Genomic DNA, 24062 nt, shown 5'->3' on the forward strand with positions numbered 1-24062 from the left:
ACAATTTGCGTAAACTACAACCAGCACACGGCGGTAGCGACTATGGTGCAACATATAATGGCAGAGCTGAGAAAGATGACAACTTAAAGCTTGCACTCGCCGTAGGTGATATATTAGAAAAAAATGGTATTGACGTTGTGTACACCCGTACTACTGATGAATATGAGACACCTTTTAAAAAAGCAACTGATGCCAATGATGCTAAGGCTGATTATTTTGTATCAATCCACAGAAATTCATCTCCTACGCCTAACCAGTACACAGGCGTAGAAACTCTTGTTTACAATAATTCAGGTATTAAATCACAGATGGCTGCCAATATTAATTCTGAGCTGGAAAAGGCTGGCTTTAAAAATCTTGGAATTACCGAACGTCCTAACCTTGTTGTACTCAAACGGACAAAAATGCCTGCCGTTCTTGTAGAAGCCAGCTTTATTAACAATGATAAAGATAATGAAACATTTGATAAGAACTTTAATCAGATTGCAAACGGAATCGCAGATGGTATTCTTAAAACCCTCGGAATTAAACCAAAGACAGATAATACTACTGCACGGGCTGCCTCAGGTGAGGTCCCATCAGTGAAATCTGATTCTGCCAAACCCACTGAAATCATGCCTGCTGCATGCGAAAAAAAGTCTGCATCTCCTGCTAAACCAGCATGTAACTGTGATGACGACCTCTCTCCTGAGCCACTTTATCGTGTTCAGGTTGGTGCCTACCGCAATAAAAATAATGCAGACCGCATGCTTAATTCTCTGCTTATTGAAGGCTTCCCGGCTTTTATTATATATGAAAATGACTATTATAAAGTTCAGGTCGGTGCTTTCAGACAGCTTTCCAACGCCATTAAAATGGAGCAGAAGCTGCGTAAATTCCGATACAACACATATATTGTATACTCATAAATATACGCTGCCCCATTGAATTATTTAACACTGTATATTATGCTCTGTACTTCATCATCCTTCATAACGAACGAAAGCCTGGTGTTACCTGATTCATACAGAAGCTGTCCGTCAGCTTCTGTATAATCACTTCCATATGCTGATACAACCTTATCCCTCTTATCGCCAATACGGACACCTTCTTTAGTCTTAACAGCATCATCCATAAGTGTTATAGAATAAAGCTTATCATTTCCGTCCTTCTGATATCCCTGTAGTGTTACGCTATCATAGTAATAGAATTTGTCCATTCCTTCAAATGCACAGCTTTTAGCCTCATAGTAACCACCAGAAGGTTCTCCAAGCTTAGATGTATATTCTGTAAGATCACCATCTGTCTTTAACTCTATGCCTTTTAATTCAAATGAATACTTACTTTCCGTCTGCTGTGATGCAACCGGCTTGTCCTGACTATTATCTGGCAGTGTTGATGTACTTCCACATGCTGCCATCATAACTCCTGCTGCAAGTACTGCCGCTAACATTAAACTCTTCTTTCTCATAATCAATCTCCCTGTTTCTCTTCGTAATATTTATTAACTATTGTCTGCCATACATTCTTATATGATTCATCCTGTCTGTGATCTGTAAGCCCGAATTTCTTCACAAGCTGTTCCCCAAGATATAACGACAGCTTCTCAGCTCCTTCCACATTAAGATGCTGTCCATAATCAAATGTATCAGTAGTATAGTCTATACCTATATTTTCAGCCTCATTAATTGTATTAAGATACAATATTCTATGCTCATCCGCATAATCGTTCACCTGCTTATCCCATTCATCATACCAGTGAGGAAATACACTTGGTGCCTTCATAAGCACAAGATTAATACCATTATCTTTACAAAGTGAATATATCTTATCAAGATACTCCATGTTCCTGTCACTGAATGTATAATTAGCAAGTGGAGCAGCTTTTGGTATGGTCGTAACTGGTCTTACTCCCTTCTGCATAAGATAACCGTTAGTTGTGACGGATGGTGTTTTCCACATATATCTGAAATCCTCTGATGACAATTCACTCCATCTTGAGTGATATCTCAACAATGGAAATATATAGCTGGCCATATTCTCTTCTTCTGTCATTGACTCCCTTATAGAAGCTATCTTATACTTTGAAAGCTTCATGCCATCCAGTGTCATTCTGTTATAAGCCTCGTTTTTGGCATCACTTTCTGTCATTGCAAGTACATTTACAATAACAACCTGCGGTTTCTCATACTTAAGAGTATCTTCGAGCAGATAATACGACTGCCATATAAGCTGTTCCGCACTTCCACGGATATAACTTGATATCCCGTAATTCTCCCACATTGTAACCGGGGATATATTCTCATATACTTCACAATCACCAAGAATAAGCACATCGTGATTCTTTTCACTGTTGTAATATTCCTCAATCATTGCACCTTCTTTAATATCTGATGCATATTTAGGAACTAACAGACACTGTAAAAGATACAGACATACTATCGGTATTATTACAACTGCAATACCTGTACATATCTTCTTTCTCAAAACTATCTCCATTCCTTAGAAAATGTTTTCTAAAACCGATTATATATAAACTGACTTGACTCGTATCCGACTCCATAGATTCCAAATACAGCTATAAGCAGAAAAATCACAAGAAAAACTGTATATCTTATAATATAATTTTTCTGTGCAAGCTGCTCTCTGACCGAACATCTTCTCTCAAGCAGGCTTACCACATACATTATAACCACACCTGCAAAAAGTACTATATAATCAGCTGCTGATAATCCTATACTCCACATTCCCTTAGTAAACACAGCCGCATAATTGACACTGGTAAACATCGAGAAAAACATACGGAATGCCTCTGCAATATCTCTGTAATAATCGAGCATCTGCAGGCAGCATACTATAGCAGTAGTTCTTATTATCTCAAATACTTTGTAATATTTTAACTTTCTATAACCTAACCTGTTATCTGCCTTCTCATATAGTGGCTTAAGTTCCTGGGAAACAAGCATAATTATGCTGTTCAAAAGTCCCCAAACTACGAAATTCCAGCTTGCACCATGCCATATACCTGTCACAAACCACACAGTAAGACTTGAAAAATACACCGGAAATCTTGAACCTACTGGCTTTCCTATGTGCTTCTTAAGCCATCTTGATACCTTATTCATCCATTTAGACATTGATAACGGATAGAAAAGATAATCCTTAAACCATGCACACAATGTAATATGCCATCTTCTCCAGTATTCTGCTATACTCTTTGAAAAGAATGGTCTTCTGAAATTCTCCGGAAGAATAATACCAAACATCTGTGCAACACCAATTGTAATATCTATACCACCTGTGAAATCTGCATACAGATCAATTGCGTACAGCAGCATTCCTACAAATGCATATGCACCATAATACACCGAAACATCCGACTGTATTGTGGCAAGTCCGATTGCTGCCCTGTCTGCGATTACCATCTTCTTAAAATATCCCCACAGAATTCTCTCAAAACCATACTGTATATTAACCCACGAGAAAGCATGACTTTCAAACAGGCTTTTCTTCAGATCATTCCATCTGCTTATAGGTCCCTGTACAAGCTGTGGGAAAAAGGATACAAACAGTGCATATCTGAACGGATTCTTCTCTGCATCTGCAACACCGCGATACACATCAATCATATATCCGGTAGACTGGAATGTATAAAATGATATTCCCATCGGAAGTACAAAATCAACCGTATTAAATGTTGTAAATGTGACTATAAACATATTGGTGTATTTAAGTACAGCAAGTATTCCAAAATTAATAAGCAGAACAATAGTAAGAAACATTTTCTGTTTTCTTAAAGAAATGTTCTTAAGCTTTTTCTTTTCATCTCTGGATATATCACATTTATGTTCCTCTATGAAGCGTACAGACCTGTCTTTCTCCCTGCATATAAGCCTTGCACCTGCATATGTTGTTACGATAGTTGTTACTATGAATATTATTCCGCTTAATCCGGCATACACATAGAATAACATATTCATACATAACAGTACTATCCACTGAATACGTTTAGGAACAACATAATATAAAATAAGTGCAACCAGAACAAATAAAATAAACTGATAAGATGTAAATAACATTTATCTTACTCCTCCCTAATATGAAAACTCTTCTGAAGGAGTTGCCGGATACGCGGACATATCTCTTCTATATATTGAATTTCCTCTGTTAATATAATCCTGCACCTGTGAATCTGTCAGCATAAAACATTCAAATCCATCATACATTCTTGTTGAATCAAAATGATACCAGCCTGTTCCAAGATTACATAAAACCCAGCTATGATCTCCAGACCTTGCGCCCTGATTATCAACCCATATACACTCAGATCCTATCCCTTCAAGGAGCGCTCTGTCAACAGAAGCATATGTGAAACAGTCACCCGACACATATCCATTCTTCTTAATCACTTTTAATGCCTCAAATGCTTCATCCTGCCATTGTGAACTCTGTGTATAACTGTTTCCTGCATATCCAATCTTAGTATGTGCGTACTTATATATTGCCCTTGCTTTCTGTCCTTTAGACATTGAATTATCTGTAATATCCTGAAGAACTGCAGCTACAACCTCATCAAGAGTTGAATAACTGCTGTTTACTTTAACTTCCTGTGTCTCCTCTTCAATAAGAGTAAATGTCGCTTCTTCTATAGTCTCATTACCATCTGAATCTACTGCTTTATAATAAACAATATAACTTCCCGGCTGTGAAGTATTAACCTGTGATTTATCAACCTCAACATCAATCTCCTGCCCTGAGAAATCTGTTGCATACACATCTGTCATATATGAAACTTTACTGCCTATATAATATGTCTTATCTGATATACCATGAATTACCGGTGGCTCAACATGAATATCTGACGACCGGTCATTAACATCTGACTCACTGCCCTCTTCTGACTGATTATTTCCTTCTGGCTGGACAGCTTCTGTCTTAATACTTCCTTCGGAAATATTATTCTTGTTGTTACATCCTGTCACTGCTGCAGATAACATAACTGCAACACTTATCAATCCATATACAAGAACTCTTCCTGCAAAATATCTGTGTTTAATCATTGTTCACATGCACTTGTATTATTCAAATGCTATTCTCCTTAAATTTTATTCATATTATTATAACTTACATCAATTTATATAGTCAACTTGTAAAACCGGCTCTTACTATAAAAATGCTGATACCAGATATAGTTTCCCATATCTGATACCAGCATATACATTTTACATTTAGATTCTTAATTAATCAGTATTATTCTGTTTTACCATCAGTTTCAGTCTCTTTAGCTGCTGCACTCAACTCTTCTGGAAGACCTGTGAAATTAACGTTCTTAGTAGTCTTGGCATCATATGTATTAGCTTCATGACTTCTGTCAGATCAAAGCCTGTAGTTTCCCTGATACTCTCAATTGTCTTAGCAAGAACAGACGGTACATTACCACTGAAAGTTCCTACTCCATTCTCACCTGAACCTCCATCAATAATAGTAACCTTATCAATGCTTTCAAGAGGCTTTGCAATTGCTTCTGCCATCTGTGGAAGGACTTTAATAATCATCTCTGTCATGGCAGCCTTACCATACTTAGCCATTGCCTCTGCTTTCTTTTCCATAGCCTCAGCCTCAGCAAGACCTCTTGCCTTAATACTTTCTGCATCTGCAAGACCTTTTGCCTTAATACTTTCTGCTTCAGCAATTCCCTGTGCCTTAACAGCCTCCGCTTCCTGCTCTTTTGCAAATCTGTCTGCTTCTGCCTGTGCCTTCTTAGCCTCTGCCTGTTTCTGAATTTCGAACTGCTTTGCTTCTGCTTCCTTCTGTCTCTGGTAAAGCTGTGCATCAGCCTTCTGCTGTGTTGCGTATTTCTCTGCTTCTGCCTGCTTACGGATATCTGCATCAAGTGTTTTTTCTTTAACAGCAATTTCTTTCTCTCTTAACTCAATCTCTTTCTCTTGCTTTGCAATATTAGCATTAGCAGTAGTAATTTCAATTGTTTTTCTCTGTTCCTGCTGCTGGATTTCGTATGCAGCATCAGCCTCAGCTTTCTTAACATCTGCCGCTCTCTTTAATTCCTGTTTCTTAATCTCAAGTTCGTTATTTCTTTCTGCAATAGCAGTCTCAGCTTCGATTCTTGCATCATTTGCCTGCTTTGTTGCATTAGCCTTGGCAACTGCAATATCCCTTTCTGATTCTGCTCTTGATATCTGTGCTGATTTACTGATACTTACAACCCTGTCAATACCAAGGTTCTCAATAACATTTCCCTCATCAGTAACATTCTGGACATTAAAGCTTACTATTTCAAGACCCATTCTTGCCATGTCCGGAGCAGCATTTTCCTGTACCTTCTCAGCAAACATCTTTCTGTCCTGAACAATATCTTCAAGTCTCATCTGTCCTATAATCTCACGGACGTTACCCTCTAATACATCTCCTACTGAATTTCTGATGTAATCTTCATTCTTGTTAAGAAAGTTGCTTGCTGCTTTCTCAAGCATTTCCTTAGAAGAACCAACCTTAATCTTCACTGCAGAATCAATGTTGACATTAATATATTCATTAGTCGGAACTGATTCCTTTGTCTTGACATCAACAGAAATCATCTTGAGTTCAAGTTATCAACTCTCTGTAAGAATGGAATTCTTAAAGCTGACTTACCTATAACAAACTTAGGATTCTTTCTTAAACCAGAAACAATCAATGCCCTGTCTGTTGGTGCTTTAATATAACTTGCAAGAATAAACACAATAAATAAAATCACAACTACCCCAATAATAATTGCTAATTCCATATTATATACCCTCATCTTTCTAATTAATCATTAGTTAATAAATGCCATTAAAACCCAAGTCTTGCACTGCCAGAAGAACTCTTTCCATTAAACAATTCATTATATAACTTATCACTGAACACATTAGATAAAACATTTATATTCTTCATAAGTTCTAATGCAAGTGTTGTGCTCTGAGGCTCAGTAAGATTAGCAAGATTGTAAGCACCTGAATAATCTGATGCAGAGTATTTTAACTTGCTGAATTCTTTCTGTGTAGCTTCACCTGAAAGCTTCATATCTATATTGCTGCCATCAATATTACTATTCACATAAAGATTATCAATCTTTACCGTTGTTCCTGATGCACTGAGCTCTGCTCCTGCTTTGATATACTCTTTATTATGAGTCATCTCTAATGCCAGTGCAGCCTTATTATCCTGTGTCTTTACTGTATACTTCATACTAATATCATCAACATCTGCTTCGATAACAACATATTCAAATGGATTGTCATTGCCAAGAAATGAAATTGCAATAAATCCTTTTTCGCTTGTGTTATAATCTGCCGCATCAATTGCAAGCCTTACAATCTCATCATTCTTATTAACATACATTGATATTGTAACTGGCTGCATATCACTTAATGAACTCTCAATACTACTCTTGATAGTTGTCTGTGAAACACCTGCCATTGTAAGAATTGTCATATAAGAAGAAAGATCTTTACTTGCATATAATTCATCAATGACTGTTTCGCATGCCTTAATAACAGCATCCTTAGTTATTGTTATGCTATATTCAGAAACCTTGATGTCTCCGTTATCAGAATTATATGTAAGCTTATCGCCCTTCTTGTATTCACATTCTTCTGCAAATGTGTTAATACCTTTAACTACACATTTAACTGCAGCATTAACAGGTTCTCTGTACAATTCAATATTGCTTGTATCAATTGATGAGAAATACTTTGAAATACTGCCCATACTTCCATAAGAAAAGCCTGAATCAATTTCATCCTCTAGCTGTGCCATTGAAATCACGAATGACTCTGAGAACAACTCAGGAACTTTGAAATACATGTTATTACCATCTGAATAAAATGTAGCTGTAAGTGCTGTAGCTGAACCATTCTGTAACTTAATCTCTCCTGCCATCTTCTCTGTAGAAGCATCCATCTGAATATCATATGTAACTGTATCAGCCTTTATATAATCTGAATACTTCTCGCCATCAATTGTGGCAGTATCAATCTTTAATGTACCTGTTATCTGACTCTTATCTGATACAGATGTAAATGACATATTATCAAACGCACTGCTTGCTGTATTCTCAAGACCCGTTCCAAGCTTCTTGATAGCTGCTTTTGCATGCTTATCTGGTGATAACACATTAGGAAGTACTACAAATCCAAGTACTGCTGCCGCTACCGCAATAACTGCTATTATAGCAACAACAATTGGCCATTTCTTCTTTTTCTTTTTAGGCTGTGGCTGCATAGGAGGTGCTTCCTGATATCTTGGTACATCTGCATTCACTGGAGGAACTGCCCCTGACTGTGGCTGAGTTCCAAACTGCTGCTGTACTGTCTCATTAAACTGTGGCTGTGTTCCAAACTGCTGCTGTACAACCGGCTCACTCTGTATCGTCTGTACAACTGGTTCGTTCTGTACAGGTGTTTCCTGTACTGGCTGTGGATTCAAAGGATTTCCACACTTTGGACAGAACTTAGCTGTCCCTGCATTATATCCGCATTTTGTGCAAAACATAATTTTTCTCTCCTCTCTTTTTTTATTTATAGTATCAAATAAAATGTATATTTTCAATAAAAAAAATATGTCAGAAACTTTTCAATCATATCCGTTTCTGCACGATTCAAAGAACAATTTACATTTTACAGTACTTTTTAAATTCGTAGCACAAATCAAAGTATGTATGTTCCTCACTCATCTGTGTGACTTTCCATTCTGGTATCTTATCCAGATTAGGAAAATGTACATCTGCATCATATTTATAATCAACACTCGTTATATGTGCCACATCGCAATATGGAAGAAACTGTTCAAATACAGATTCTCCGCCAATTACATATACATCCTCTGACTTATATGATGCAACCTTTTCAAGTGCCTCTTCTACTGAATGTACTACAACAACTCCGTCCTTCTTATATGACAAATCATTAGTAAGAATAACATTATATCTGTCTATAAGTGCTGTTCTGTCTGTAATCTGTTCATAAGTCTTTCTTCCCATTATTGCAGCTTTTCCTGCTGTTTCCATTCGGAAAAGCTTAATATCTTCTGGAATATTAACAAGAAGATGTCCCTGTTTCCCTATTGCCCAGTTCTTATCTACTGTTGCTATCAGATTCATAATTACAACTTCCCTTCTATCTCCTTAGGAACATAGGCAAGCACCTTGATTCCATCTTCTGTGTACTCTTCACTTTCAAGCTGTCCAAACTGTCTTATAAGCTGTATCTTGCCTGCTTCACTGTAAGGAAATACTCTTTCAATTCTTATTCTGCTCTTAAGAATAATTTCCTGTATGCACTCTTTAAATGCTTCAAGGCCATTGCCTCTTATGGCAGATATATTGTATGTGTAGTCTGCGTGTAAATCTTTAGCTGCCGGTTTCTCCGGTAAAACATCACATTTATTAAATAATGTAATAACAGGCTTTCCTTCAACACCTAACTGCTTTAGTGTTGCATATACTGTTGACATCTGCTGTTCATAGTCCGGGTTGGATACATCAACAACATGCACTATAATGTCTGCATACTTTGCCTCTTCAAGCGTACTTTTGAATGCTTCAATAAGATTATGTGGAAGCTTTCTTATAAATCCGACTGTATCAGTAAGCAACACTTTCTCTCCATTAGGAAGTTCCATACTTCTTGTTGTAGGGTCAAGTGTTGCAAAAAGCTTGTCCTCCGACAACACACCTGCATCAGTAAGCTTGTTAAGAAGCGTTGATTTGCCGGCATTGGTATATCCAACTATAGCCGCAACAGGTGTTGAGGTCTTAGCTCTTTTGCTTCTCTGGACATCTCTGTGCTCCTTCATATCCTTAAGGTCTGCTGAGAGCTTTGATATTCTGTCCCTTATAAGTCGTCTGTCTGTCTCAATCTTTTTCTCACCTGGACCTCTTGTTCCTATTCCGCCACCAAGTCTTGACATTGATGTTCCGAAGCCTGCAAGTCTTATTGAACGGTACTTTAACTGTGCCATCTCAACCTGAATCTTACCTTCACTTGATGTAGCTCTTGCCGCAAATATGTCAAGAATAACCATTGTTCTGTCCATAACTTTAACGTCAAGTTCATCCTCAAGATTCTTAAACTGGGCAGGACTTAATTCGTCATCACATATAATTCCCGTAGCATCAAGCTCGTCAATCATAAGTCTTAATTCTTCAATCTTTCCCTTGCCAATATATGTTGCAGGGTGAAAATTATCTCTTGTCTGAATCATCCTTCCAACTGTCTGTGCGCCCGCTGTCTTGGCAAGCTCTCTAAGCTCATCCAGGGAGCGTTCTGTATCATCATCTGTATCAAACGCTACTCCAACCAGAATAACTTTCTCGATAATCTCATCTGTTTCATAAACTGCCATATATATATTTCCTTTTATTTTTTATTTCTTTCTGATAAATAGTCACTAAGATAGTCTGTTACTTCCTTCTCAGTTGCCATTGACATAACCTTATCTGTTACAAGTCCGGCTTCTTTAAGTGACCAGTCTGCAATTGTCTTTCTTGTCTCTAATACCTTTCCTGTTGATACTGAGAATTCATCCAGACCAAATGATAACAATATAGGAGCCATTAAAGCATTTGCAGCTGCCTCACCACACATTCCGGCTTCAATACCTGCATTATGGGCACATTCTATTATCCTTCTTATAAGTCTTAATACTGCCGGATTGAATGCAGAATACAGATATGCTACATTTTCATTGCATCTGTCTACTGCGATAGTATACTGTGTAAGGTCATTAGTGCCTATTGAAAAGAAATCAACCTCCTGTGCTATAACATCTGCCATGACAGCAGCAGCAGGAGTCTCAATCATAACGCCTATATGGATATTCTTGTCATAACTAATTCCATTACGTTCAAGATTACTGCATATCTTCTTAATAAGCTCCTTGACCTGTCTGATTTCATTAACCGATGTAATCATAGGTATCATAATTCTTATAGAACCATATGCACTGGCTCTTAATATCGCACGGAGCTGTGTCGTGAATATATCAACTCTGTCAAGACAAAATCTTATTGCACGGTATCCTAAAAATGGATTGGTTTCTTTAGTAAGGCCCATATAAGGAATATCCTTATCACCACCAATATCAAGTGTTCTTATTGTAAGTGGCATACCTTTTGTCAGCACTGCTGCCTTTTTGTATTCCTCAAACTGCTCTTCTTCTGTAGGCAACGCACTTTTGTTAAGAAACAGGAATTCTGTTCTGAAAAGTCCCACACCTTCAGCTCCCGCCTTAACTGCCTTGGCAGCCTCTTCAGCCCCTCCGATATTGGCAGCAAGCATAACTTTTTTGCCATCAGCTGTCTCTGTGCTTTTATTTATAAATGTCTTTAATTCTTCAATATGTTCTTCGTATTTCTTTTTTTTCTTCTCATAGATAGAAAGAGTTCTCTGTGTAGGGTTAATAAATACTTCTCCATACGCTCCATCTATTATTATAGAATCACCATTACCCACCTTTTCAAGAATACCTTTTACGCTAAGTACTGCCGGAATCTCAAGTGCCCTGGCAAGAATAGAAGCATGTGCTGTGTCGCCACCTTTTTCCGCAACAATACCTGCAACATGTGCTATATCCATTGAAGCTGTCATAGATGGTTTAATCTCATCTGCCACAATAACAGTATTATCAGGAAGATTAGTTAAGTCAAATGCTTTCTCTCCTTGTAATATCTGTATCATGCGCTCCTTCATATCCTGAATATCTGTAACACGCTGCTGCATATCAGAATTATCCATTGAAGAAAACAGTTTAATAAGCTTATTGCATACATCTTCAAATGCTGCCTCTGCACAGATGTTATTATTCTCAATTGCAGCGACAACCTCACTTTCTGTTGTAATATCCTTCACAAGATATATCTGGTTCTTAAGTACAAGTGCATCCTTATCTGACTCTCCTAGCTTCTTTTCAAGGTCAGTTAGCAGGCTCTCTGTCTGCTCCATAAATATTTTCCTTGCCTCAAAAAACCTTGCTTTCTCTTCATTTGCGTTATAATGTGTTCCTCTGTTTACAACAGCATTATTATTAGACACTACAAGTACATGCCCAATGCCTATTCCTCTGGAAGTTCCTATTCCTCTTTCCATACGTATGCCCCCATTCTACTGATTAAACACATATCTGATCATATTAATAATTGTTTCAGAAGTATCTCTTGAATAAATTGTTTCCCTTGCAAGAACCGGATTATCTGTGATAACACCGTCAACACCTTTGTTAGTCAGGTTCTTGATAGAATCCTTATTATTAACCGTCCACGCATACACCTGTTTACCTGAATTATGAATTGCATCTATAGTCCTCTTTGACAAAAATGCTGCATTAACACTGAAGAAATCTATATTCTTCATATCATAATAATCGCCATACGCCGCTGATAATATATATCCGACTCTAATACTTTCATCACATGATTTTGCTGCCAATAAAGCTGAACTGCTAAATGATGTTATTACGCAATCATTCTCCATATTATATTTTTCAATAAGAGCGACTGTTTTCCTTGCAAGTTCTTCACCATTATCAGCAGGCTTTAATTCTATATTAAGCTTTATCTTTCCCTGTGCAAGTTCTAGTACTTCTCTAAGTCCTGGTACTTTCTCACCTTTATATTCATCTGAATACCATGAACCAGCATCCAGTCTTCGAACCTCTTTATATGTCATATTTGCAATATTTCCATCCACACCTGTTGTACGATATGCATTAGAATCATGCATCACTATGACTTCTCCATCACTTGTAAGCTGCACATCAAGTTCAATATAATCTGCCATATCATCTATAGCTTTCTGGAATGCTGCCATCGTATTCTCAGGTGTCTCTGTTGAAGCCCCCCTGTGAGCCATAACCTTAGTCTCATGAAAGATAGCTACGTTTTCAAATGGATTATTATTAAATGTCATTATGAGATAAAATGCATCTGCAACAACAGCAGCAATTAAAACAATACTATATATTATCCTTCTTCTTTTTGCAGGACCTTCCTGTATATCTGTGAACTCAAATGTAATATCATCTAAATCAGTATATTTGTAATACATATGTGAAATGGCCGAAAAAGACAGTGGTATTGCTACACATACAAGAATACATTTTATAATTAGTCTTTCTGTCCTTAATGCAGACAGAAATATAGCATTACCAAGATACGCCATATTAAGAATCTTAACACCTGCAACAAGAAATACTGATATAAGCACATAAGTTATTCCAATAATTGTAAGCATAACCAGATTATACACAATAAGTGCTGATATTGTTCCCAGCGGATGCTTCTTAACCATACGGGCACTTTTCTTATATGCTTCCCTAAATCCAAGTCCTTCCATCATGCATATATTCATTGCATATATTCCAGGAATTACGATTGCGTATATAATGACAAACACAAAGATAACTTCGACCTTAATATACCAGTGATTCCTAATGATATACATTTTAATTAAGTTAGTATTAGTCTCACTGTACAAGACATTAAACCATACAGTTACATTAGAAGCCAGAATTGATATGAAGTAAAATATACTCAGACCAATATGCCTTGGCTTAAAAACATTTTTAAAAACTTTATAAGAATTATAAAACATATCAACAACAGATGCATTACATGATGTTCTCTTTGTCTCAAAACAGACTGAAAGATATGTCATCTCATAAGTGCAATAGAATACAAATATACCAATAGCAAGAAAAATTGCAAATATGACTACAGGGTGTGTCATTGCTCTCTGAATATATTCATTAGTAAGATAGTTCACTCCTGCTATCTTCATAAGAAAATTAATCGCGAATAAAACAATGGGGAATATAACAGCAAAAGCAACAAGCTTGTATGCCAGTTCAAATGTCCATACATGCCTGCTGCTGTCAATTAAAAGACTAAAATTGTTTCGTAACTTTTTAAAAATCATATAATTATCCCCGAATCAATTGTCAATAAGATGCTGATTATCTGTGAAACATCTTAATAAACTTTCTCATCTCTGCTCTGATATCCATATTCTGCATATTAAGACTTTCCGAAAAACTCTGCATAAAATCCGCAGTATATGAAAAGACAAGAATCATTGCCATAACGCTGGCAATCCTGTAATCGATTGAGAATACAAAACGCTCCACAAATTTATTCAAAAATCCGAATATAAATACGGCAACAAACCCCCAGGCAAGTGTTGACTGTAAGCATATGATGCCTTTGTAATTAAACTTAAGATGATCATAATTCCACCACACTTCACCAAACAGCTTTAACATAACCCGTGCTGTAAGATACTCAAATGCTGTAGCACATATACATCCGAATACATAAAGTGCAATATAATTATGCTCTATAGGCTTAAAAATATTAAAAGCAATGAGTGTTCCAAATCCGTATATTATACAGAAAGGAAGCTTGGCAAACCCTCTGTTTTCCCAGTACCCAAGCTGCTTTCTGATAACTACACATTCCATACACCAGCCAAGAAAGCTGTATATGAAGAACCATATAACCAGCTGGCTTATATTCATGCTTCTAAATGTTATACCCAATAAATGTGACATAACGCCCCTCCATCATTAAATGGAAAATCCATAACCCCTTAATTAAAGGAGTTCTTCAAGAGTCTGCCTTACTGCACTGATAAAATCCTGTGTATTAAGTGTTACAGGATTCTCCATTGTTGTAATAAGAGCAAGATCCTTTGTCATCTTTCCATCTTCAATAGTCTTAATGCATGCACGCTCAAGAGTATCAGCAAATTTTCCAAGCTCAGGAATATTATCCAGCTCTCCTCTTTTTCTTAAAGCGCCTGTCCATGCAAATATAGTAGCAATAGGGTTAGTAGATGTTTCTTCACCCTTAAGATGCTTATAATAGTGTCTCTGTACTGTTCCGTGTGCAGCTTCATACTCATAGTATCCATGAGGTGATACAAGAACAGAAGTCATCATTGAAAGTGAGCCAAATGCTGTGGCTACCATATCACTCATAACATCTCCATCATAGTTCTTGCAAGCCCAGATATATCCACCCTCTGAACGGATAACTCTTGCTACTGCATCATCTATAAGTGTATAGAAATATGTTATTCCTGCTTCTTCAAACTTAGTCTTATACTCAGCATCAAATATTTCCTGGAATATATCCTTAAATGTATGGTCATACTTTTTAGAGATTGTATCCTTAGTTGCAAACCAGAGATCCTGCTTTGTCTCAAGTGCAAAATTAAAGCAGCTTCTTGCAAAGCTCTCGATAGAATCGTTGAGATTGTGCATTCCCTGAAGAACACCTGCACCCTTAAAGTTATGAATAAGCTCTCTTGTCTCTTCACCAGCCTCATTAGTAAATACAAGCTCTGCCTTACCAGCCTCAGAAACCTTCATCTCAGATGCCTTATACACATCACCATATGCATGCCTTGCAATTGTGATAGGCTTCTTCCATGTCTTAACATATGGTTCAATACCCTTAACAATAATAGGAGCTCTGAATACTGTACCATCAAGCATGGCTCTTATTGTTCCGTTAGGGCTCTTATACATTTCTTTAAGGTTATATTCTGTCATTCTTGCTGCATTAGGTGTAATTGTTGCACACTTTACTGCAACACCATACTTCTTAGTAGCTTCTGCTGAATCTATAGTTACCTGATCATTAGTCTCATTTCTATGTACAAGACCTAAATCATAGTATTCTGTGTTAAGGTCAATAAAAGGAGTGAGCAGCTCGTCTTTGATAAGCTTCCACAATACTCTTGTCATCTCATCTCCGTCCATCTCTACAAGTGGAGTTGTCATCTTAATTTTGTCCATAATATAAAGAACCTCTCTTTCTTTTTCTTACCTGATTAATTATTATAATTTATTTCAAATGTTTTGTAAACAGAAACTGACTTGTATTAGCTTGATTACTTTGTTATAATTCATAAGTAATTTTTACACACTACATTTAACAATGCACTGATTGTGCAGTCATAATTATGGAGGTACAGATACATGTGTGGATTCGCAGGTTTTACTGGATACTTGGCTGATGGTGATGCTGTTCTTGAACGTATGATGAACAAAATTATTCACAGAGGCCCTGACAGTGCTGGTAAATACATTGATGATAAAGCATACATGGGCTTTAGAAGACTTTCTATCATTGACCTTGACAACGGAAGCCAGCCTATGTTTAACGAAAATAAGAAGATAGTAATAACATTTAACGGTGAGATATATAACTATCAGGATTTAAGAAAAGACCTTATTGAGAAAGGTCATGTATTCGCTAACAATTCAGATACTGAAGTTCTCATTCACTCATATGAGGAATATGGCAAGGACATGCTTAACAAGCTTCGTGGAATGTTTGCATTCGTAATCTGGGACAGCGAGAAAGAAACTCTTTTCGGAGCAAGAGACTTCTTCGGAATTAAGCCTTTTTACTACACAGTTGCAGATGGCAACATGATATATGGTTCAGAGATTAAGAGTATCTTAGAGCATCCTGCTTATAAGAAAGAGGTTAATCCTGTTGCACTTGAGAATTATCTCACATTCCAGTACTCAGTACTTGATGAAACATTTTTTAAAGGTATTTTCAAGTTGATGCCTGGTCACTGCTTTACATTCCACAAGGGCGAGCTTAACATCGAAAGATACTGGGAGCCTACATTTGATGCTGATGAGAGCAAGTCTTTAGATGAATTTGTTGATGAAATCGATGATGTTATGCATGATTCAGTTGAACACCATAAGATCAGTGATGTTGAGGTTGGTTCATTCCTCTCAAGTGGTGTTGATTCAAGTTATGTTGCTGCTACATTTAACGGTGACAAAACATTTACTGTTGGATTTGATTATGAAAAATACAACGAGATTGACTATGCCAAAGCTTTATCAGACAAGATTAAGATTGACAATTATTCAAAGCTTGTTTCAAGTGAAGAATACTGGGCTGCAATCCCTAAGATTCAGTATCATATGGACGAGCCTTTAGCTGACCCTGCTGCCATTGCACTTTACTTTGTAAGCCAGACAGCAGCCAAGCATGTAAAAGTTGCCATGTCAGGTGAAGGTGCTGACGAGTTCTTTGGCGGATATAACATTTACAGAGAACCACTTGACCTTGCAGAATTCCAGAAGCTCCCTAAGGGCTTAAGAAAAGGACTTGCCAATATTGCCAACGCTATCCCGTTCAAATTCAAGGGAAAAAGCTTCTTAAACAGAGCAAGCAAGACAGTTGAAGAAAGATTCATCGGTAATGCTTTCATGTTCAATGAGAAAGAGCGTGCCAAGATATTAAAGAATCCTACCGGCAAGTATGACCATAAGGAACTTACAAAGCCTTTCTATGATAAGGTTGCTGATAAGGATGATGTTACTAAGATGCAGTATATTGATATCAATTTCTGGCTGATAGGCGATATCTTACTTAAGGCTGACAAGATGAGTATGGCTCATTCTCTTGAGGTAAGAGTTCCTTTCCTTGATAAGGAAGTGTTCAATGTTGCCCGTACTATTCCAACTAAGTACAAGGTTAACAAGAGTAATACCAAGTATGCCATGAGACAGGCTGCCCACAGACATCTTCCAGACATGGTTGCTGAGAAGAAAAAGCTTGGATTCCCTGTTCCTATCAGAATCTGGCTCAAGGATGAGAAGTATTACAATATGATTAAAAAGGCTTTCACAAGTGAAGCTGCTGAAAAATATTTTAACACTGATGAGATTGTTAAATATCTTGATGACCACAAAGAAGGTAAAGCAGATAATTCACGTAAGATATGGACAATTTACATGTTCCTTGTATGGTATGAAGATTTCTTCGGTAACGGAGTAAAGGAAGCTGCTTAATTTTTTATAATTATAATAACAATTAACCCCTGCCGCTAATGCGCCAGGGGTTTTGTTATACTTAACACATATTCTGTTAATTACTTATTAGTCTCTTCTATAAATCTTTCAAGCTGCTTCTTAGCTGCACCACTCTTAATGATTTCTCTTGCTTTCTCTATACCTTCTTTCATTGTGATACCATCTGAAGCAAGATATATAGCTGCTCCTGCATTAAGAAGAACTACATCTGTCTTAGAACCTTCCGCACCTTCAAGAATATCTCTTGCAATCTGTGCATTAACTGCAGGCTCACCACCGATAAGGTCCTCCTTCTTACATCTTGTTAATCCAAATTCTTCAGGCTTAATAGTATATGTCTTAAATTCATCTCCCTTAAACTCACATACCTTAGTATCAGCACTAAGTGATATCTCATCAATACTGTCCATTCCATATATTGTCATGGCTCTCCTGCATCCCAAGTTATGTAATACATGTGCAAGTGGCTCAACAAGTTCCTCACTGTACACACCAAAAAGCTGCATAGAAGCTCCTGCAGGGTTAGCTAATGGTCCAAGTACATTGAATAATGTACGGATTCCAATTTCCTTTCTTACACTTCCTACGAATCTCATAGCTGGATGATATTTCTGTGCAAAAAGGAAACATATATTAATATCCTTAAGAATCTGTGCCATTCTTGCTGGTGCTGCATCTATCTTAACACCAAGTGCTTCTAAGCAGTCTGCTGTACCACATTTACTTGAAGCTGCTCTGTTACCGTGCTTGGCAACTGGGATTCCTGCTGCTGATACTACGATAGAAGCTAAAGTTGATATATTAATTGAGTTAGAGCCATCGCCACCTGTTCCAACTATTTCGAGCACATCCATATCGTTAAGGAATTTCTCACAGTGTGACCTTAAAACCCTGGCTGCTGCTGTAATCTCATCAATAGTCTCTCCTTTTGCTGCCAGTGCTGTAAGAAACGCTGCTTTCTGTGCATCAGTAGCTTCTCCTGTCATAATCTCTTCCATTACATCGTTCATCTGCTCTGCTGTCAAATCTTCTTTCTTAACAAGCCTTGCAATAGCTTCTTTAATCATCTTTTTAGCCTCCTATAAACATATCTAAACGATAGCTTTAGTGTATTACTATAACGCCGTGCTGTCAATCCATATCAACTTACAAAGGTTATCAGTCTCAAACACCTCATCAAACAGAAATGACTCATAAAGGGCTTCCATATTATCCTCTGAATACTCTACCTGTCTTGAGAATATATGAACTGTATCTATTCTGTCATCAAATGTGAACCTCTTATTCTTTTTATACCACACAAGCATATCCATCTGACGAAGTATAATATAATTGGTTATAAACATCTTAGCCTTACCCACAACATCATAATCATACACCGACTTGGCAAAATATCTGAACACAAGATATGTTATGAAATTCCTATACTCATATTCTCTTTCAAGCATTGCTGTCATGAATTCATCTTCTGTTTCCTGATATGTTTCGTTGTCCATATTGTCATGGAATATCTCAACAATATCCGAAAGCATATCTTCCCATCTTGTATTAAGAACTTCCATATCCTCATATGAATACATAATGCTTCTTATGCTGTCCTGTATATCAACATCCTCGAAATTTTCACTGTCCGACTCTTCATTCATCTCCATAAGAATATGTTCAATATCACTCCTTCCAAATGTATTAACATACTTCTTAAGTCCGTCAAAGTCATCATCATTAATATATTCCTGCATTGCTGCACAATATTTTAATATAACAACCAGTTTTTCATTAACTGACATCTCTGTCATATCAAGTATCCTGAATATCTCATCTCTTGCTTTAAATATCTTAACTGCATAAGAACTATCAAACTCATCATCTTCCAGATACTGCTCATCACATGGCTTTAACACGGTTGTAAATGTTTTGTTTTCAGAAAATATAATTTTTTCCGCTTCCTCACATGCAAGTCCAACACCGCTTTCTTTGATTTCTCCATAATATTCAGAATATCTTGGAAACTGGTCACACACAACAGACAAATGTTCTGCGCCAAGCTCTTTATGTATTGTACATAAACCACAATCATCTAAAAGTCCGCAATGTCCATCTATAAGCTTAAAACAGTTAGAACCATCTTCACTCTTGGTAATATCAGCTCTTATTCTGTCGCCAAGTTCTCCTTCAAGGCTCATATAATAATCATAAGTATCGTCATCAATATCTATTTCCCAGCCGCCAACACAACAGTTATCCTTACATTCTGATGTTATACAGTGAAACTGGTCATAATAGAATGGAACTCTGAGTTTCATAATTCTTATCTTCTCCTTAGTCTGTAACAATATCAGCAACCTGATATCTTATAACTTTATCTACATCGGACAGCTTTACTTCTACCTGATGTCCGATTTTACCTGCACTAAACATTATAGTCTCGAAATCTCTAGCAGTTTCGTGGAATGTTGTAGAAAAAAACTTCTTCATTCCTATAGGTGAACAGCCACCATGCACATATCCTGTAAGAGGCAGCAGTTCTTTTGCTTTAATCATCTCTATTGATTTCTCTCCAACAGCCTTCGCTGCTTTCTTTAAATCCAGTTCCTTATTAACAGGCACAACAAACACATAATTCCTGCCTGTCTTACCAACTGTGACAAGTGTCTTGAAAGCCTGTGCCGGATTCTCATTAAGAACGGCTGCTATCTCGTCACCGCTTAACCCTTCTGCATCAGGACACACATGTGTCTTATAAGGCACCTTCTTCTGGTCTAGAACTCTGCATACATTAGTCTTATCATCTGATTTTCCCATAATAACTTTCCTCTTGCAATTCTATATCTGTCTCATTCTTTCAAGGCGGTCATGAAGCCTTCTTATATGCTCCATCTCTGCCTGACTCTCCATCTTTCTGTCAGAATAATAATATTCCACGCTGCCCTTCTTGTTACTATCAGCTTCCGTAAATATACCATTCTTAATAACAGTATTCTTAAGATTATTGGATACCCCTGTATTGCCATCAACCATCTCCAAATCATCAGGAAACAGCTTTGCAAATGAATCCTTAAAATAGTTAAAATGTGTACAGCCAAGAACAAGTTCAGAATAATTCTCAAGATTGTATGGTGCAAATTGACATTTTAAATATTCAATTACATCTGATGAATCAAAATCATCATCCTGTGCGAACCTTACAAGTCTTGGCAGTGCCACTACATCTACAACATGCATGGCATCATACTTCTCTATAAGGCGCTTTAACTTCTCTCCCTTAGCTGTTACTGGTGTTGATACAACCATAACTCTTCTGCCTGATTCATGTATATGCTCAACTGCCGGTTTAACGGCAGGTTCAATACCTATAATTGGCAGCTTATACTTCTCTCTAAGATATGATATTGCTGCACTTGTCGCAGTATTACAAGCAAGTACAATTGCCTGGCATCCTTTACCAACAAGAAAGCCGACTGCATGATCAACCAGATTTCTTACTTCTTCTCTTGTTTTCTCCCCATATGGAACATTATCCACATCAGCATAAAATATGTAATCAGCCTCTGGCAGTGTAATCATTGCCTGATGCAGCACTGACAGACCGCCTATACCTGAGTCAAATATTCCTATCTTCATATTGCTACAAACCTCTATGTTCTAATCATTATATACTTTACAATAAACGATCATCTTATCCTTTAATATCTTAACCCTGCTCGGACGTATCTCCCCTGCAAATATTTTATCTGCAAAATCAGTAAATAGATATTTCTGTAACAACACCTTAAGCTGCTTATTACCTGATCTTCTTATAGCAGATACAATCCACACAGCAATGAATAATACCGGCCATACCCACACGGGAACATACTCCATAATTCCAAGCGCATACTTTCCAGCAAGCATGAATCCTATTGCACAGAATATAACCACATATACAACAGCCCATATATATGCTTTCACCCATCCAATTGCTCCCAGTATTTTCAGCCTGTTCGTAATCTTTCTGTAATTCTCTGATTCCTCTATAGTTATTGGTAATTCAATTATCTCCATAACAATCCTTACCTTTCTTAGCATTTAATAATGATTATAAGCCTTGAAGTGAAAGTATTCAAGTTTACTTCCAATTCAAGGCTTATTAATTAATAATCACTCAGAACTTCTTCCACATGTTTATGGAAATCTCCAGAAAATTAGAGATTTCATAGTCTGGAACGCCATTATCATGAAGTATGAATATTAATTCATCAATACTTGTGCCTTTTCTTCGTTCCATCATAATAAAATGTTTAACCTGAGTCTCGTCCATACCACACCTCACACATCACATATTATTCAATTATTCCGTATCGAAACTTTTGGATATTATATCAAAAACATTTCTAATCCGTCAAGCATTAAGAATCTTTTCTAACATATGCACTCTGTTAAATGGAAATGAAAAATAATATCCATCAACAAAATCTGATGTCTTAGTGATTATCTCCCTTGCAATCTGTATTCCTGTCTCTTCGCCTTCCTCTTTAGTCATATCTGCACTATATCTTGCAAGTATCTCATCAGTAACATTAATACCTGTCATCTCATTTTTCATAAATGTCGCATTACGAAGACTTACAAATGGCATTATTCCACAGAGAATCCTTGCACCTGTCTCTTCTTTAATCTGACGGAGCCTGCTTATATCTTCATCAGAAAACACAGGCTGCGTCATGAAAAATGTAGCACCTGCCTCCATTTTCTTCTTCACGCGGGCGAGTTCCACTTTGAAATTAACTCTTCCCTGATTGATTGCACCACCATATATAACTGGTTTATCTGCAAACTGGTCCTGATTCATATCACTTATTATATTCATAAGTCCGACAGAATCAAAATTAAACACACTCTTAACACTGGATCTTACCATTGAAGGAATAGGATCTCCTGTGATAACAAGAAAATTATTAATATTGTTGATATGAGCTCCAAGAAGCTGCGAACGCATGGCAATAGCATTCTTGTCGCGGCAGCATATATGCGGCATAACACACATTCCTGTCTCTCTTGAAACCTTTTCCGCCATAAGTATCGAATCTGCTCTTGTTCTTCCTGATGGTGAATCAGGGAATGTCAGAACATCAACCCCACTTTTCTTCATCAAAAATGCTGCATCCATAATCTTCTCATCATCCACACCAAGAGGTGGTGCAAGTTCTACAGCAATAAGCTTTCTTCCTTCTTTTCCCTTATAAAACGCACAATCTATAAAAGTTCTATCCCTCTGCTCTTCATTGTCATGCTTAATATCACGGGAATGAGAAACTTCTGCCGTTAAAGCAGTCATCTGTCTTATATATTCAGGAGTTGTTCCACAGCAGCCGCCAATAATATCAGCTCCTTCTTCTGCCATATCTTTCATAATCTGTGCAAAGTAACCTGCATTATTATCCGCAAAAACCATTCTTCCGCTTACAACCTGAGGATAACCTGCATTAGGAAGTACTGCAAAATACTTATCATTTCTGTTTATCAGATTCTGGACAAGCTTCTTCATATGTCCTGGTCCTACACCACAGTTAAATCCGCAGGCATCTATATACTGATTCTTTGCAGCCTCGTCTATCAGTTTTCTTGCACTGTATCCGGAACTGCTGTACCCAAACTGATTAATCGCAAACTGTGTAATGACAAAGCATTTATCCCCCACTGCTTCAATAGCTTTATTAATAAAACTAAGCTCAGGGAATGTCTCGAACACAAATATATCAACACCAAGTTCTTTGAATGTGTTAACGATATCAACATACTCATTCTCTATATATTCTTTATCAAACATATTCTCACCAGGTATCGGACCTATATCTGCTGCAACAAGAACCCCCATCCCCTCGCATGCTTCCCGTGCTATCTTCACGGCGCATCTTATATTGTTTCGTACATCATCTATATCCTGTCCAAGACTTACTGTATTACTTGCAAATGTATTCGTTCTTATAATCTGTGCACCGGCCTCAATGTATGCCCTGTGAATAGCAAAAACTCTGGCTGGTGCAGATACATTGGCCATCTCCGGAAGGCTTCCTTCATCATATATCTTCGCATAATATGTACCAAATGCACCATCAGCATTAATTCTTGAACTCTTTAATCTTTCTTCGAGCAATCCTGCTGTATTAGAATATTTCATAATCAATCCCCTGTTCTTATCGTTTAACTTAAAAAGGAGCCAC

22 protein-coding genes are annotated in these 24062 nt (G+C 37.2%); 2 read left to right on the forward strand and 20 right to left on the reverse strand.

The genetic code is table 11. From position 1 onward, the window contains the following. Positions 1-5: 5 nt before the first annotated feature. Complete coding sequence (locus DW963_RS01170) at positions 6-908, forward strand: N-acetylmuramoyl-L-alanine amidase (protein ID WP_117913521.1); 903 nt, start codon at positions 6-8, stop codon at positions 906-908. A 20-nt stretch (positions 909-928) separates the two neighbouring features. Here the strand turns inward: DW963_RS01170 and DW963_RS01175 are convergent, their stop codons facing one another. From DW963_RS01175 to DW963_RS01230, 13 genes are all read right to left on the reverse strand, one after another. After that, on the reverse strand, positions 929-1450 hold the full coding sequence (locus DW963_RS01175) for a hypothetical protein (protein WP_117913522.1): 522 nt from the start codon (positions 1448-1450) through the stop codon (positions 929-931). A 2-nt stretch (positions 1451-1452) separates the two neighbouring features. After that, complete coding sequence (locus DW963_RS01180) at positions 1453-2466, reverse strand: SGNH/GDSL hydrolase family protein (RefSeq protein ID WP_117913523.1); 1014 nt, start codon at positions 2464-2466, stop codon at positions 1453-1455. Between the two features lie 29 nt (positions 2467-2495). Further along, positions 2496-4058, reverse strand: coding sequence for an MBOAT family O-acyltransferase (locus DW963_RS01185; RefSeq protein WP_117913524.1), 1563 nt, complete (start codon positions 4056-4058; stop codon positions 2496-2498). 15 nt (positions 4059-4073) lie between these two features. Further along, positions 4074-5039, reverse strand: coding sequence for a transglutaminase domain-containing protein (locus DW963_RS01190; RefSeq protein WP_117913525.1), 966 nt, complete (start codon positions 5037-5039; stop codon positions 4074-4076). A 234-nt stretch (positions 5040-5273) separates the two neighbouring features. Continuing rightward, complete coding sequence (locus DW963_RS01195; RefSeq protein WP_353652744.1) at positions 5274-6575, reverse strand: flotillin family protein; 1302 nt, start codon at positions 6573-6575, stop codon at positions 5274-5276. Continuing rightward, the gene (locus DW963_RS13865; protein WP_353652745.1) at positions 6572-6763 is read right to left on the reverse strand and encodes a hypothetical protein; all 192 of its coding nucleotides are present in this window, start codon (positions 6761-6763) and stop codon (positions 6572-6574) included. The genes DW963_RS01195 and DW963_RS13865 overlap by 4 nt, the downstream gene beginning before the upstream one ends. A gap of 47 nt (positions 6764-6810) precedes the next feature. Next, entirely contained in the window at positions 6811-8511 is a 1701-nt protein-coding gene (locus tag DW963_RS01200) for a zinc ribbon domain-containing protein (RefSeq protein ID WP_117913526.1), read from the reverse strand. 118 nt (positions 8512-8629) lie between these two features. After that, on the reverse strand, positions 8630-9118 hold the full coding sequence (locus DW963_RS01205) for a dihydrofolate reductase (protein ID WP_117913527.1): 489 nt from the start codon (positions 9116-9118) through the stop codon (positions 8630-8632). Positions 9119-9120: 2 nt separating this feature from the next. Continuing rightward, positions 9121-10362, reverse strand: coding sequence for a GTPase HflX (gene hflX, locus DW963_RS01210; protein ID WP_117913528.1), 1242 nt, complete (start codon positions 10360-10362; stop codon positions 9121-9123). Positions 10363-10376: 14 nt separating this feature from the next. Next, positions 10377-12104 (reverse strand): phosphoenolpyruvate--protein phosphotransferase, encoded by a 1728-nt coding sequence (ptsP, locus tag DW963_RS01215; RefSeq protein WP_117913529.1) that lies wholly within the window; start codon positions 12102-12104, stop codon positions 10377-10379. Positions 12105-12119: 15 nt separating this feature from the next. Next, complete coding sequence (locus tag DW963_RS01220; protein WP_117913530.1) at positions 12120-13931, reverse strand: glycerophosphodiester phosphodiesterase family protein; 1812 nt, start codon at positions 13929-13931, stop codon at positions 12120-12122. A 37-nt stretch (positions 13932-13968) separates the two neighbouring features. Continuing rightward, entirely contained in the window at positions 13969-14562 is a 594-nt protein-coding gene (locus DW963_RS01225) for a putative ABC transporter permease (RefSeq protein ID WP_243274150.1), read from the reverse strand. A gap of 42 nt (positions 14563-14604) precedes the next feature. Beyond that, positions 14605-15813, reverse strand: a complete 1209-nt coding sequence (locus tag DW963_RS01230; protein ID WP_117913531.1) for an NADP-dependent isocitrate dehydrogenase — start codon at positions 15811-15813, stop codon at positions 14605-14607. Between the two features lie 183 nt (positions 15814-15996). Between DW963_RS01230 and asnB the strand changes: the two genes are divergently transcribed. After that, a complete protein-coding gene (asnB, locus tag DW963_RS01235) occupies positions 15997-17841 on the forward strand; it encodes an asparagine synthase (glutamine-hydrolyzing) (protein ID WP_117913532.1) in 1845 nt (614 codons plus the stop codon). 80 nt (positions 17842-17921) lie between these two features. Here asnB and trpD read toward each other — a convergent pair whose 3' ends face one another. The 7 genes from trpD to DW963_RS01265 form a co-directional block, all read right to left on the reverse strand. Beyond that, the gene (gene trpD / locus DW963_RS01240) at positions 17922-18929 is read right to left on the reverse strand and encodes an anthranilate phosphoribosyltransferase (RefSeq protein ID WP_117913533.1); all 1008 of its coding nucleotides are present in this window, start codon (positions 18927-18929) and stop codon (positions 17922-17924) included. A gap of 48 nt (positions 18930-18977) precedes the next feature. Further along, complete coding sequence (gene fliB / locus DW963_RS01245) at positions 18978-20165, reverse strand: flagellin lysine-N-methylase (protein WP_147347571.1); 1188 nt, start codon at positions 20163-20165, stop codon at positions 18978-18980. 16 nt (positions 20166-20181) lie between these two features. After that, the gene (gene ybaK / locus DW963_RS01250; protein WP_117913535.1) at positions 20182-20664 is read right to left on the reverse strand and encodes a Cys-tRNA(Pro) deacylase; all 483 of its coding nucleotides are present in this window, start codon (positions 20662-20664) and stop codon (positions 20182-20184) included. Positions 20665-20685: 21 nt separating this feature from the next. Further along, entirely contained in the window at positions 20686-21483 is a 798-nt protein-coding gene (murI, locus tag DW963_RS01255) for a glutamate racemase (RefSeq protein WP_117913536.1), read from the reverse strand. Between the two features lie 21 nt (positions 21484-21504). Beyond that, on the reverse strand, positions 21505-21903 hold the full coding sequence (locus tag DW963_RS01260; RefSeq protein ID WP_117913537.1) for a hypothetical protein: 399 nt from the start codon (positions 21901-21903) through the stop codon (positions 21505-21507). 100 nt (positions 21904-22003) lie between these two features. Beyond that, the gene (locus tag DW963_RS13215; protein ID WP_158568602.1) at positions 22004-22159 is read right to left on the reverse strand and encodes a hypothetical protein; all 156 of its coding nucleotides are present in this window, start codon (positions 22157-22159) and stop codon (positions 22004-22006) included. A gap of 81 nt (positions 22160-22240) precedes the next feature. Then, positions 22241-24019: a bifunctional homocysteine S-methyltransferase/methylenetetrahydrofolate reductase gene (locus tag DW963_RS01265; RefSeq protein WP_117913538.1), complete on the reverse strand. Its 1779-nt coding sequence runs from the start codon at positions 24017-24019 to the stop codon at positions 22241-22243. Positions 24020-24062 lie beyond the last annotated feature (43 nt).

The sequence above is a fragment of the Eubacterium sp. AM46-8 genome (genome assembly GCF_003466705.1).
GTDB lineage: Bacteria > Bacillota > Clostridia > Lachnospirales > Lachnospiraceae > Lachnospira.